This window comes from Cellulomonas sp. P2_F12 (genome assembly GCF_056403775.1).
Genome location: NZ_JBFUEV010000001.1, coordinates 418,698 through 431,261, shown reverse-complemented (window position 1 = coordinate 431,261; position 12,564 = coordinate 418,698). Strand labels below are relative to the sequence as shown.

Below are 12,564 nucleotides of genomic sequence, written 5' to 3'. Positions count from 1 at the left end.
GGGCCCCATGGCGCGACCGACCCCCCTGTCCGGATTTCCCGAGTGGCTGCCCGAGGGGCGCCTCGTCGAGCAGCACGTCCTCGACGTCCTGCGCCGCACGTTCGAGCTGCACGGGTTCGCGGGCATCGAGACGCGCGCGGTCGAGCCCCTCGACCAGCTGCTGCGCAAGGGCGAGACCTCGAAGGAGGTCTACATGCTGCGTCGCCTCCAGGAGGAGGCCGGGGCCGAGCCGGACCGGGCCGGGACGCTCGGGCTGCACTTCGACCTGACCGTGCCGTTCGCGCGGTACGTGCTGGAGAACGCCGGGCACCTCGCGTTCCCGTTCCGCCGCTACCAGATCCAGAAGGTCTGGCGCGGGGAGCGGCCCCAGGACGGCCGCTTCCGCGAGTTCGTGCAGGCCGACATCGACGTCGTCGGCGCCGGCGCGCTGCCGTACCACTACGAGGTCGAGCTGCCGCTGGTGATGGCCGAGGCGCTCGGCGCGCTGCAGGAGATCGGCGTGCCGCCGGTCCGCATCCTGGTGAACAACCGCAAGGTCGCCGAGGGCTTCTACCGCGGCCTGGGCCTCACAGACGTCGAGGCGGTGCTGCGCAGCATCGACAAGCTGGACAAGATCGGTGCCGACGCCGTCGCCGCGCTGCTCGTGGCCGAGGCGGGTGCCGACGAGGCGCAGGCGCGGGCATGCCTCGCGCTCGCGTCGATCAGCGGGTCGGACGAGACCGTCATCGACCGGGTGCGGGCCCTCGCGGGCGAGTCGAACGAGCTCCTCGACGAGGGCCTCGCCGAGCTCGGCGCCCTGGTGCGCGCGGCGGCCGTCCGGGCACCGGGTGTCGTCGTCGCGGACCTGAAGATCGCCCGTGGGCTCGACTACTACACGGGGTCGGTCTACGAGACCGTGCTGGTCGGGCACGAGCAGCTGGGTTCGATCTGCTCCGGCGGCCGGTACGACACGCTGGCGTCGGACGGTGCGACCACGTATCCCGGCGTCGGGCTCTCGATCGGGGTGTCCCGGCTGGTTTCCCGCCTGATCAGCAGCGGCCTGGTCGCGGCCACGCGGTCGGTGCCCAGCGCCGTGCTCGTCGCGGTCTCGAACGAGGAGGCGCGGGACCGGTCCGACGCCGTCGCGGCGGCTCTGCGTTCGCGCGGCATCCCGGTCGAGGTGGCGCCGTCGGCGGCCAAGTTCGGCAAGCAGATCCGGCACGCCGACCGTCGGGGGATCCCGTTCGTGTGGTTCGTCGCCGACGACGAGGGCGCCGCCGACCAGGTCAAGGACATCCGCTCGGGCGAGCAGGTGGACGCCGACGCCGGCTCGTGGGCGCCTGACGCCGCCGACCTCTGGCCGAGGGTGGTTCCCGCACAGGGCTGAGCGGATCGCCGCCGTCGTGGACGCTTGACACCTGTTCGAACACATGTTCGCATGGGTGCCATGCGGTGGGACGGCCAGAAGCTGGGGACGGACGAGACGACGACGCTGCCCGGGCTCGCGCTCTCGGGCCTGCAGCGCAGCGTCCGGACGCCGGAGTTCGCCGGGGTGACGTTCCACGAGGTCACCTGCAAGAGCGCGCTGAACAAGGTGCCCGAGGCGTCGCGGATGCCGTTCCGCTGGACGGTCAACCCGACGAGGGGTTGCCTCCATGCCTGCGCATACTGCCTCGATCCCGACACGCGGATCCTCATGGCCGACGGCCGGGAACGCGCGCTGCGTGACATCGCGGTCGGCGACCTGGTCATGGGGACGTACCTCGTCGGTCGCTACCGCCGGTACGTGTCGACGGTCGTCCGCGACACGTGGCACACGCGCAAGCCCACCTACCGCGTGACGCTCGAGGACGGGACGACGCTCGTGGCCAGCGGGGATCATCGGTTCCTGACCCGCCGCGGCTGGAAGCACGTCGCCGGCGCGACCTCGGGCGACGCCCGGCGCCCGCACCTGACGCTGAACGACAAGCTGCTCGGGTTCGGTGTGGGGCCGCGGCCGGCCGTGGGCGGGACAGTGATGGCCGAGCCCGAGTTCCGGCGCGGCTACCTCGCAGGGATGATCCGCGGTGACGCCATGATGCTCCGCCGGACGTACCAGCGGCCGTCCGGCCGGGACAACCGCGTCAGCATGTTCCGGCTCGCTCTCGCCGACGCCGAGGCACTCGACCGGAGTGAGCAGTACCTCGCCGACGAGGGCGTCTCGACGTCTCGGCGGCCGTTCGGGGTTCCGCACGAGCGTCGCCGACCCATGGCCGCGATCCACACGTCGCGTTCCGGCCACTTCGACACCATCACCGAGCTCATCGCGTGGCCGGCCGCACCGAGCGCGGACTGGAGCCGGGGATTCCTCTCGGGCCTGTTCGACGCCGAAGGCAGCTGCTCGCGCGGCGTCCTGCGGATCTCCAACTCGGACCCGGTCATCCTCGCGCAGGCTCGCGCGGCGCTGTCGACGTTGCAGATCGGGCACGTGCAGGAAGCTGCGAGGGAGAGCGGCGTCGCCACCATCCGGGTGGTCGGTGGTCTGGCCGCGCGGCGGCGGTTCTTCGCCGAGACGAGCCCGGCGATCACCCGCAAGCTCGGTCTGGTCGGCATGGCGGTGAAGTCGGATGCGCCGCTTCGCGTCACGTGCATCGAGGAGCTCGGCGTCGAGTCGGACCTCATCGACATCACGACCGGCACCGGAGACTTCGTCGCCAACGGCGTGATCAGCCACAACTGCTTCGCCCGGCCGACGCACGAGTACCTGGACATGGATGCCGGTCGGGACTTCGAGACGCAGATCGTCGTGAAGACGAACGTGGTCGACGTGCTGCGGGCCGAGGTCGCGCGACCGTCGTGGGTGCGCGAGCACGTGGCGCTCGGCACCAACACGGACCCGTACCAACGGGTGGAGGGCCGGTACCGGCTCATGCCGGGGATCATCGAGGCGCTCGGGGCCAGCGGGACCCCGCTCTCGATCCTCACCAAGGGGACGCTGCTGCGCCGGGACCTGTCGCTGCTCACGCAGGTGGCGCAGGAGGTGCCGGTCGGCATCGGGGTGTCGTTGGCGATCGGCGACGAGGCGCTGCAGCAGGCGATGGAGCCCGGGACGCCGACTCCTCGCGCACGCCTCGAGCTGATCCGCGCGGTGCGGGAGGCGGGCCTGCCGTGCGGCGTGATGGTCGCGCCGGTGCTGCCGTGGCTCACTGACGACCGGGCGCGGCTGGACTCGCTGCTGCGGGAGCTCGCCGACGCGGGCGCGACCGGCGTCACGGTCCTGCCGCTGCACCTGCGCGGCCCGGTCAAGCCGCTGTACATGGCCTGGCTGCGCGAGCACGCGCCGGCGCTGGTGCACCGCTACGAGGAGCTCTACGGCCGGGGCGCCTACGTGCCGCGCGAGTACGCCCGGTGGCTCGACGAGCGCGTACGGCCGCTGCTGGTGCGGCACGGGTTCGCGGATCGCAACCGGTACCGCACGCCCGGGGAGGGGTCCTACCCGGAGGGCAGCATCGCCGGCGCCGGCCTCCCGGTGCACGAGCCGTCGCTCGGTGCCGCGCAGCCGGTCCTCTTCTGACGACGGGCGGCGGACCCCGGGCAGCCCTAGCGTGACGACGTGGCGTGGAGACGAGCGGACGGTACGACCCGGGTCGACTTCGGCGGCCACATCGCCGGCTTCGGCACCACCGAGGGGACCCGGGTGGTCGTCGGCCGATGGCTCGAGACTCCGTTCGGGCCGTTCGTGGACGTGATGGCCGAGCGCGACGACGGCACCCGTCTGCTCCTGGCCCCGAGCGACGACGTCGCCGACCTGGTCGCGGCCACGTACGCGTTCGACGCCGTGCACGTGGTGCCGGTCAGCCTGCGGGTCGACGAGGCCCGACGACGCTGGCGGCTGCGGGCGGGGCCGCTCACCGCGGACCTCACGATCGGCACCCGCACCCGGCTCGGCCGTGTGCTCGTCGTGCTCCCGCGGCACCGGGCGGTCGCGCCCCTCGTCGCCACGGTGGCCGACCCGGTCGCCCGCGTGGTGCTCGACGGCGTCCGTACCCGTGGCACCGCGGGCCGCGGGCGTCGGGAGTGGTATGCGGCGAGCGACCAGCACGAGATCACGGCCGTGCGGGCGCTGTGGGGCTCGTCGGACCTCGGCGCGCTCGCTCAGGTCCGGCCCGCCGTGCGGTTCGGGTTCTCGTCGGTGCCGGCGGCGCCGAGCGTGACCCGGGTGCGGACCACCGTCGAATTGTCGGCGAGCCCCTCGGCGGACGGGCACTAAGATCGTGCGGGCGTCCGACGGGCGCTCCCACCCCGACCCGAAGGACCTTCCGTGCTCCGCACCCACACGGCCGGCTCGCTGCGAGCCGAGCAGATCGGCACCACCGTCACCCTCACGGGCTGGGTGGACCGGCGGCGCGATCACGGCGGGGTGGCGTTCGTGGACCTGCGGGACGCCTCGGGCATCGCCCAGGTGGTCATCCGGGACGAGGCCGTCGCGCACGGCCTGCGCGCGGAGTACGTGCTGCAGGTGACGGGCGAGGTCGGTCGTCGTCCGGCGGGGAACGAGAACCCGAACCTGGCCACGGGCGAGGTCGAGCTCGTCGCCACCGAGGTCGTGGTGCTCAACGAGGCCGCCGCCCTGCCGTTCCAGGTGTCGTCGTCGCTCGACGAGTCCGTCGGCGAGGAGGCCCGCCTCAAGTACCGCTACCTCGACCTGCGTCGGCCGGCTCCGGCCCGCGCGATGCGCCTGCGCGCCAAGGCCAACCAGGCGGCCCGCCGCGTGCTGGACGCCCAGGACTTCGTCGAGGTCGAGACGCCGACGCTCACGCGCTCCACGCCCGAGGGTGCGCGCGACTTCCTGGTCCCCGCGCGCCTGTCGCCCGGCTCCTGGTACGCCCTGCCGCAGTCGCCGCAGCTGTTCAAGCAGCTGCTCATGGTCGGCGGGCTCGAGCGGTACTACCAGATCGCCCGCTGCTACCGCGACGAGGACTTCCGCGCCGACCGTCAGCCGGAGTTCACGCAGCTCGACGTCGAGATGAGCTTCGTCGAGCAGGACGACGTCATCGCGCTGGGCGAGCAGATCCTCGTCGCGCTGTGGGACCTCATCGGGGTCACCGTCCCGACGCCGATCCCGCGGATCACGTTCGCCGAGTCGATGGCGCGCTACGGCAACGACAAGCCCGACCTGCGCTTCGGCCTCGAGCTGGTCGAGCTCACCTCCTTCTTCGCCGACACCCCGTTCCGCGTGTTCCAGGCGCCGTACGTCGGTGCCGTCGTGCAGCCGGGCGGCGGCTCGACGCCGCGACGCGGTTTCGACGCCTGGCAGGAGTGGGCCAAGCAGCGCGGCGCCAAGGGCCTCGCCTACGTCACGGTCGGCGAGGACGGCGAGCTCGGCGGCCCCGTGGCCAAGAACATCTCCGAGGCCGAGCGCGCGGGCCTCGTGGCAGCCGTCGGCGCGAGCCCCGGCGACGCCGTGTTCTTCGCCGCCGGCTCGACCAACGAGGCCCGCGCGCTGCTCGGCGCGGCGCGCCTCGAGATCGGTCGCCGCGGCGGCCTGATCGACGAGAACGAGTGGAAGTTCGTCTGGGTGGTCGACGCCCCGCTGTTCAAGCCCACGGGCGAGGACGACGACGTGGCCGTCGGCGAAGGCGCCTGGACGGCCGTGCACCACGCGTTCACGTCGCCGACGCCCGAGTGGCTCGACACGTTCGAGCAGTACCCGGGCGCCGCGCTGGCGTACGCCTACGACATCGTCTGCAACGGCAACGAGATCGGCGGCGGCTCGATCCGTATCCACCGCCGTGACGTGCAGGAGCGCGTGTTCCGGATCATGGGGATCGGTCCGGAGGAGGCTGACGAGAAGTTCGGCTTCCTGCTCGACGCGTTCCAGTTCGGCGCGCCGCCGCACGGCGGGATCGCGTTCGGCTGGGACCGCATCCTCGCGCTGCTGACCGGCTCGGAGTCGATCCGCGACGTCATCGCGTTCCCGAAGTCGGGCGGCGGTTTCGACCCGCTGACGGCCGCTCCGGCGCCGATCACGCCCGAGCAGCGCCGCGAGGCCGGCGTGGACGCGAAGCCGAAGGCCAACCCCGCGGTCTGATGGCTGACGTGCTCGAGCTCCTGCCGCCGCGCTGGCGGCAGGACCGGATGCTGCTCGGCGACCGCACCCGCTGGGGCGCCGTCGAGGTCCTCGGCGACGACGACGGCGTGCTGCTGGTGATCGACGGTCCGCAGCGCCCGGTCCTGCTCGGTCGCGGGGACCCCGGGGTCGTCGACGGGCTCGTCGCCGGACTGGATCTCGGCGCCGCGCGGTGGATGAGCGTGCCGCGCCACAGCGTGCCCGGGCCTACAGCCCTCGCGCGCCTCGGTCTGGTGCCCTTCTCCACCTGGGACTGGCTCTCGACCGACGCGTCGCCGCCGCCCGTCCCGGGCGAGGACGCGGTCCGTCGGCTCGACCCCGTGGCCGACGCCGACGCGATCCGGGCGTGCCTGCGCCTGGCCAACCCGGGCACGTCGGCGGACCCGACGGGTCCGGGCGAGGTCGGCTGGTGGGGCGTGGACGGCGACGGCGCCCTGGCGGGCGTGGTCGGTGTCGCCGAGCGGGCCGGGCCCGGCGACGGCCTCTCGTGGCACGTCCACGGACTCGGCGTGCTGCCCGGGCTGCGGGGCAGCGGCGTCGGGACCGCGCTCACCGCGGCGGCGACCCGTGCCGGGCTGGCCGAGGGCGCGGCGTGGGTGTCGCTCGGCATGTACGCGCAGAACGACGACGCCCGGCGGATCTACCACCGCCTGGGCTACCGGACCGACGCGGAGCTGTCCTCGTTCGCGCCCGCGACGGCGGACCGGCCGCCGGACTGACTCACCAGCGCGTCGGCGGCGGTTCGGACCCGTCGAGCGTGAGGTGACGGCCGGACGGCTCCTCGGGCTCGGGCGCGACCTGCTGGGGGCGGGCCCGCAGAGCCCTGCGCCACAGGTGCCGGAGCCCGAACCACGCGCCGATCAGGACCGCGGACAGCATGAGGAACGTGATCGTCGCGAGGGGACCCATCCCGTCGCTCTGGAGGACGACCATCTTGCGGACCAGGCGGTAGACGTAGAACGCGACCGCCACGGAGGCGAGCACGGCCCAGGTCAGCGCCCGGCGGTAGGTGGCGTGGTCGGTCGGCACGGTGCTCCTCAGTGGGTGATCGAGAGCCTGGCGTAGAGCCGGCGCAGGAACGGTGGCGCCCACCAGTTGGCCTTGCCCAGCAGCGTCATCGTGGCGGGCACCAGGAGCATGCGGACGAGGGTCGCGTCGATGAGCACGGCGACGGCCAGCGAGAACCCGACCTCCTTGATGACCAGCAGGTCACCGGCGACGAAGCCCGCGAACACGACGATGACGATGAGCGCCGCGGACGTGATGATGCGGCCCGAGCGCTGCAGCCCGAGCCGGACGGCCGCGTCGTTGGGCATGCCGGCATCGACGCACTCCTTGATCCGGGACAGCAGGAACACCTCGTAGTCCATGGCCAGCCCGAACGCGAAGGCGATGACCAGGGCGATCACGTAGGTCTCGATGCCGCCCGTGGACGTGAAGTTGAGCAGGCCGGAGAGGTGTCCGTCCTGGAAGACCCAGACGAGCACGCCGAGCGACGCGGCCAGGGACAAGGCGTTGGTGAGCAGCGCCTTGACCGGCACGACGACCGAGCCGGTCATGAGGAACAGCAGCACGAGGGTCGCGAGGGCCACGATGCCGATCGCCCACGGCGCCCGCGCGACGACGGCCGCGGTGAAGTCGATCTGCGCGGCGGCCTGGCCCGTCACCCACGTCGGGAAGGGGGCATCGAGTGCGCGGATGTCCTCGACGACGCCCCGGGCGACCGCGTCACCGGGGTCGTCGGTGTCCGGCCGGACCCCGATCACCACGTACGACCCGACCGGCGAGGGCGGGTCCACGGAGACGACGCCCTCGATGTCCTCGAGCGTCGTCGCCCACGCGGTCGCGTCCTCCAGGGAGGTCTGGGTGACCACCGTGATCGCGGGCGTGGAGGCCGCGGGGTAGTCGCTGGCCAGCGTGTCGACGAACTCGCGCTGGGTGCTGCCCGCGGGCAGGAGCTCGGTGGTCGAGTTGCGCAGCTCGAGGTGCCGCAGGGGGAGGGCCAGCACGCCGAGCACCACCAGGCACCCGGTGAGGACGAGCCAGGGGTGGCGCTGCACGCGGCCGGTCAGCCGCGAGAAGACGCCTTCCTCCGTCTGCACGTCGGCAGTCCGGCGCAGGATCCCGCGGAGGCCGGGGACGCGCGCGAGGATGCTCGGCCGGATGAGGCGCCGCCCGGCGAGCACCAGCAGGGCCGGCACGAGGGTCAGCGCGGTCGCCATCGCGACGAGGATCACGGCGACGCCGGCCGCGCCGAACGCTCGCAGGATCGGTGGCTGGAAGACGAGGAGGCCCGCGATCGAGATCGCGACGATGAGGGCGGAGAACGTCACGGTCCGCCCGGCGGTCGCCATGGTGCGCTCGATCGCGGTGAGCACGGCGCCGTCGCCACGCCGCCGCCGGCTGCCCTGACCGCCGTCGTCGTCGACCAGGCGGTGCAGCTCCTCGCGGAACCGGGACACCATGAGCAGGCCCCAGTCGATCGACAGACCGAGCCCGAGCACCGTGACGATGTTGACCACGGACGAGTCGAGATCGAGCACGTACGAGAAGGCCAGCAGCGCGGCGAGACCCCCGGCGATCGACGCGATGGCCCCGGCCATCGGCATCGCGGCGGCGAGGAACCCGCCGAACACCAGCACCATGATGAGCAGCGCGACGGGCAGGGCGATCGTCTCGCCCGTGCGCAGGTCGGTCTCCACCTGGTCCGTGATGGCCTGCACGATGAGCGTGTTGCCGCCGACGATCCCGGTGACGCCGGGCGCCGCCACCTCGAGGTCGTCGGGGACGTCGCGCAGGCGCGCCTCGACCTCGTCGAGCGCGGCCTGCTCGTCGTCGGCCGACAGGTCCGGCTCGATCTCGACGACGACGAGGAAGCCGTCCCCGTCGGTGGCCACCAGGGGAGCGGCTGCGGGGTTGGCCGCGCCGTCCGGCAGCCCGAGCGGGTCGATGACCGACGCCACCCCGTCGATCGCGGTCAGCTCGGCTCGTACCGGCACCATCGCCGTGGCGACGTCCGGGTCCGTCGGGTCGACACCCTGCAGGACGAGCGTGAGCGACGGTCCGCTCTGGTCGGCGTCCTCGAGGATCTGGCGTCCCTCGGCGGACTCCGAGCCGGGGACCGAGGGCGCACCCGTGCTCAGGCGGTCGAAGAGGTTCTCGCCGTGCACCCCGACGACGGCCAGGCCGTATCCGAGCACGGCGAGGACCAGCCACGCGACGACGGTGAGGCGTGGGTGATGGGCGACGGCGCGACCGACACGGGCGAACACGCGGGCCATCGTCGCAGGTGGAACGACCGGTGCGCACACGGGGCACCCGTTCGGCGCGCCCGCGGCTCTCGGACGTCGGTCCGCGTGCGTACCCTGCCCGCATGGACCTGTTCGATGCGGTGACGCAGACGGCCACGGGGCTGCCCGCCGTCGGTGCCGGCGCTCCGCTCGCCGTACGGATGCGCCCGCGGGAGCTGGCGGAGGTCGCGGGCCAGGAGCACCTGCTGGTGGCGGGCTCCCCGCTGCGCCGCCTGGTGGAGCCCGCCAACGAGGCGGCCCGGCGCGCGGCGCCGACGTCCGTCGTCCTCTGGGGCCCTCCGGGCACGGGCAAGACCACCCTCGCGTACCTCATCGCCGCGACCTCGGGCCGTCGGTTCGTCGAGCTCTCGGCAGTCACCGCCGGCGTCAAGGACGTCCGGGCCGTCATCGAGGACGCCCGGCGCCGGCTCGCCACCGACGGGACCGAGACGGTCCTGTTCATCGACGAGGTGCACCGGTTCACCAAGGCGCAGCAGGACGCGCTCCTGCCCAGCGTGGAGAACCGGTGGGTGACCCTGGTGGCGGCGACCACCGAGAACCCGTCGTTCTCGGTCAACTCCCCGCTGCTGTCCCGGTCGCTGCTGCTCACGCTCCAGCCGCTCGACACCGAGGACGTGCGGCGGCTCGTCCGGCGGGCGGTCGAGGACGAGCGCGGCCTCGACGGCTCGATCACGCTGGCCGACGACGCCGAGGACCACCTGCTGCGGCTCGCCGGCGGCGACGCGCGCAAGGCCCTGACCATCCTGGAAGCGGCCGCGGGCTCGGCGCTGTCCGAGGACGACGCGGTCCCGCCCGTGCGCGTCGACCTGGCGACCATGGAGCGGGCGATCGACGTCGCCGCGGTCCGCTACGACCGCGACGGCGACCAGCACTACGACGTCATCAGCGCGTTCATCAAGTCGATGCGCGGGTCCGATGTCGACGCGTCCCTGCACTACCTCGCGCGGATGATCGCCGCGGGGGAGGACCCGCGCTTCATCGCCCGCCGCATCGTGATCGCGGCGGCCGAGGACGTGGGCATGGCCGACCCCAGCGCGCTGCAGACGGCGGTCGCGGCGGCGCAGGCCGTCGCGCTCATCGGCATGCCGGAGGCGCGGATCATCCTGGCCGAGGCCGTGGTCCACCTGGCGACGGCGCCGAAGTCCAACGCCGCGTACCTCGGGATCGACCGCGCCCTGGCCGACGTCCGGGCCGGCCGCATCGGCTCGGTCCCGCAGCACCTGCGCGACGCCCACTACCCGGGCGCCAAGCAGCTCGGCCACGGGACCTCGTACCTGTACGCGCACGACCAGCCGCACGCCGTCGCCGCCCAGCAGTACCTGCCGGACGAGCTGCTCGGCACGCGCTACTACGAGCCCAGCGACCGCGGCTACGAGCGGCAGGTCACCGAACGCCTCGACCGCATCCGCGCGATCCTCGACGACCAGGCCTGATTCGGGGATCGGGGTCGTCGCAGGGTAGAGTGTCGAGGTCGTCCGCGGGACGGGTGTGCTCTGAACGTGCAGCACGCCCCCGGCCGGACGACCACCTGGGGCCTTAGCCAGCGTCGAGAACAGACGCGACGCATCCACGGTCGGCCCCACGCCCGGCGGAACATCTCCGTCTCCGGGTGTGACGTCTACAACGACAGGAAGTAACTCTGTGAGCAGCGTGACCCGCTCGCGTCGCCAGGTGCGCCTTTCCCGCGCCCTCGGCCTCGCGCTGACGCCCAAGGCCGTCAAGCACTTCGAGAAGCGGCCGTACCCCCCCGGCGAGCACGGCCGTGCGCGTCGTCGCACCGAGTCGGACTACGCCGTCCGTCTGCGTGAGAAGCAGCGTCTGCGCGCCCAGTACGCGCTGCGCGAGAAGCAGATGGCTCGTGCGTACGAGGACGCCCGCAAGGCCCCGGGCCTGACCGGTGAGGCGCTCGTCGAGAACCTCGAGACCCGCCTGGACGCGCTCGTCCTGCGCTCGGGCTTCGCCCGCACGATCCTCCAGGCCCGCCAGGTCGTCGTGCACCGTCACGTGCTCGTCGACGGCAAGATCGTGGACCGTCCCTCCTTCCGCGTGAAGCCGGGCCAGACGCTCCAGGTCAAGCCGAAGAGCCAGGCGACCGTCCCGTTCCAGGTCGCCGCCGCCGGCGCCCACCGCGACGTCCTCCCGGCCGTCCCGGGCTACCTCGACGTGCAGCTCGAGAAGCTGAGCGCCGTCCTGGTCCGCCACCCCAAGCGCGCGGAGATCCCCGTGACGTGCGAGGTCCAGCTGGTCGTCGAGTACTACGCCCGCTGATCCGATCTCTCACTGACGCCCCGCCGCGCACCTGCGCTGCGGGGCGTCCGTGCGTCCGGGACCGGTAGGGTTTCCGCGGGGTCGAAGGCCCCGGGACCAGGAGGCAAGACATGTCGGTGGGTGACGTCGCGGGGCTGATCGCCGCGATCGCGTTCGTGCTGCTGGTGGGCTTCCTGGCGGTGCCCCTCATCAAGCTCGGGCGGGTGCTGGACGAGACCCGGACCTCCGTCAAGGAGATCACCGACCACACCGTGCCGGTGCTCGACGAGACCGCCACGCTGGTCGCCTCGTCCAACACGCAGCTCGAGAACATCGACACCGTCACCACCGCCGCCGCGCAGGTGTCGGAGAACGTGTCGGCGCTCACGTCGCTGTTCGCCGCGACCGTCGGTTCGCCGATGATCAAGGTCGCCGCCTTCTCCTACGGTGTGCGCCGCGCCCTGTCGGGCCTCGCGGCGAGCGCGCGCCGGAGCCGATGATGGCGCGCCGACTGACCTGGCTCGCCCTGGGCGTCGTCGTCACGGTGATCGTGATCCGCAAGGGCCGCACGATCGTCGAGACGTACCTCCCCGCCGGGACGACGGACGCGCTCGACGGTGTCCAGCGCGTCTCGCACGCCGTGGCCACGCTCAAGAGCGAGTTCCTCGCCGGCATGGCCGAGCGCGAGCAGCAGCTGCGGCACGACCTCGTCGGCGACGTCGACGTGGAGGCCCTGAAGGCCGAGCGACCCGAACGGGTCGAGAACCTGCGCCGGTCCTGGTCCGCGGCCCGTCACCGCGACGAGGACTGGGCCGCCGGACCCACCGAGGACCCCGACGACGACGACGGCTACACCTTCTTCTGAGCTACCGGGAACACCCAGGGCGTCACCTGACGCTGCACCACAGACACGACAGA

The 12,564-nt window shown here is 72.9% G+C and carries 11 protein-coding genes; 9 read left to right on the top strand and 2 right to left on the bottom strand.

Features of this window, described 5'->3' with window-relative positions:
- Nucleotides 1–7 precede the first annotated feature (7 nt).
- From hisS to AC1DWH_RS01915, 5 genes are read left to right on the top strand one after another with little or no spacing between them, the layout of a single operon-like run.
- Nucleotides 8–1,366 (top strand): histidine--tRNA ligase, encoded by a 1,359-nt coding sequence (hisS, locus tag AC1DWH_RS01935; RefSeq protein ID WP_477092241.1) that lies wholly within the window; start codon nucleotides 8–10, stop codon nucleotides 1,364–1,366.
- 60 nt (nucleotides 1,367–1,426) lie between these two features.
- Nucleotides 1,427–3,532 carry an intein-containing Rv2578c family radical SAM protein gene (locus AC1DWH_RS01930; protein WP_477092725.1) on the top strand — a complete coding sequence of 702 codons (2,106 nt, stop codon included), beginning with the start codon at nucleotides 1,427–1,429 and terminating at the stop codon, nucleotides 3,530–3,532.
- 39 nt (nucleotides 3,533–3,571) lie between these two features.
- Nucleotides 3,572–4,228, top strand: a complete 657-nt coding sequence (locus AC1DWH_RS01925; RefSeq protein WP_477092240.1) for a hypothetical protein — start codon at nucleotides 3,572–3,574, stop codon at nucleotides 4,226–4,228.
- A gap of 51 nt (nucleotides 4,229–4,279) precedes the next feature.
- The gene (aspS, locus tag AC1DWH_RS01920) at nucleotides 4,280–6,049 is read left to right on the top strand and encodes an aspartate--tRNA ligase (RefSeq protein ID WP_477092239.1); all 1,770 of its coding nucleotides are present in this window, start codon (nucleotides 4,280–4,282) and stop codon (nucleotides 6,047–6,049) included.
- Nucleotides 6,049–6,807, top strand: coding sequence for a GNAT family N-acetyltransferase (locus tag AC1DWH_RS01915; protein ID WP_477092238.1), 759 nt, complete (start codon nucleotides 6,049–6,051; stop codon nucleotides 6,805–6,807). Before aspS ends, AC1DWH_RS01915 begins: the two co-directional genes overlap by 1 nt.
- Before the next feature lies 1 nt (nucleotide 6,808).
- Here the strand turns inward: AC1DWH_RS01915 and AC1DWH_RS01910 are convergent, their stop codons facing one another.
- Together AC1DWH_RS01910 and AC1DWH_RS01905 are read right to left on the bottom strand one after the other, a co-directional pair.
- Nucleotides 6,809–7,117, bottom strand: a complete 309-nt coding sequence (locus AC1DWH_RS01910; RefSeq protein ID WP_477092237.1) for a hypothetical protein — start codon at nucleotides 7,115–7,117, stop codon at nucleotides 6,809–6,811.
- A gap of 8 nt (nucleotides 7,118–7,125) precedes the next feature.
- On the bottom strand, nucleotides 7,126–9,369 hold the full coding sequence (locus AC1DWH_RS01905) for an MMPL family transporter (protein ID WP_477092236.1): 2,244 nt from the start codon (nucleotides 9,367–9,369) through the stop codon (nucleotides 7,126–7,128).
- A gap of 92 nt (nucleotides 9,370–9,461) precedes the next feature.
- On the opposite strand from AC1DWH_RS01905, the gene AC1DWH_RS01900 reads away from it, so the two are divergent.
- The 4 genes from AC1DWH_RS01900 (at nucleotide 9,462) to AC1DWH_RS01885 (ending at nucleotide 12,511) form a co-directional block, all read left to right on the top strand.
- Nucleotides 9,462–10,832, top strand: coding sequence for a replication-associated recombination protein A (locus AC1DWH_RS01900; protein WP_477092235.1), 1,371 nt, complete (start codon nucleotides 9,462–9,464; stop codon nucleotides 10,830–10,832).
- 208 nt (nucleotides 10,833–11,040) lie between these two features.
- Nucleotides 11,041–11,667, top strand: a complete 627-nt coding sequence (gene rpsD, locus AC1DWH_RS01895; protein ID WP_370505192.1) for a 30S ribosomal protein S4 — start codon at nucleotides 11,041–11,043, stop codon at nucleotides 11,665–11,667.
- Between the two features lie 110 nt (nucleotides 11,668–11,777).
- A complete protein-coding gene (locus tag AC1DWH_RS01890) occupies nucleotides 11,778–12,146 on the top strand; it encodes a DUF948 domain-containing protein (protein WP_456846407.1) in 369 nt (122 codons plus the stop codon).
- Nucleotides 12,146–12,511, top strand: coding sequence for a hypothetical protein (locus AC1DWH_RS01885; RefSeq protein WP_477092234.1), 366 nt, complete (start codon nucleotides 12,146–12,148; stop codon nucleotides 12,509–12,511). The genes AC1DWH_RS01890 and AC1DWH_RS01885 overlap by 1 nt, the downstream gene beginning before the upstream one ends.
- The last annotated feature ends 53 nt before the right edge of the window (nucleotides 12,512–12,564 follow it).